Raw genomic sequence first — 419 nt, forward strand, 5'->3', positions numbered from 1 at the left:
CGAACTCTCTCGGTCGCTCTTGCAATCTGTTCTCTTTGATTGTTTCTCGGTTTTTCTTGGATTATATTCAGTTTTCAATGTACTAGCCATTGGGCTCCTTTTGGAACCCGATGGAGGCTAACGGGATCGAACCGATGACCTCCTGCGTGCAAAGCAGGTGCTCTCCCAGCTGAGCTAAGCCCCCGTGTTTCTATTATCTTCTTTAGACATCGACTGCTATGCTGTCTTTGCCTATGGGCCTAAATGGACTTGAACCATCGACCTCACGCTTATCAGGCGTGCGCTCTAACCAGCTGAGCTATAGGCCCGTCTCTAGCGTTTCTGTCTTTTCTTCTTTGAGGTACTACCCTCAAAACTAAACAATGTTCTCGCTACTCATGTGCTTCCTGCTTTACAAGACTTCTTCTAGTATCTCTACT

The 419-nt window shown here is 46.8% G+C and carries 2 tRNA genes; both read right to left on the minus strand.

Going from position 1 to position 419, the window contains the following annotated elements:
• Positions 1-111 precede the first annotated feature (111 nt).
• Positions 112-184, minus strand: a tRNA-Ala gene (locus H3R21_RS07440).
• 50 nt (positions 185-234) lie between these two features.
• Positions 235-308: transfer RNA gene (locus H3R21_RS07445), tRNA-Ile, on the minus strand.
• Positions 309-419: the final 111 nt, after the last annotated feature.

The organism is Lactobacillus sp. W8172 (assembly GCF_016102055.1).
Classification (GTDB): Bacteria; Bacillota; Bacilli; order Lactobacillales; family Lactobacillaceae; genus Lactobacillus; species Lactobacillus apis_A.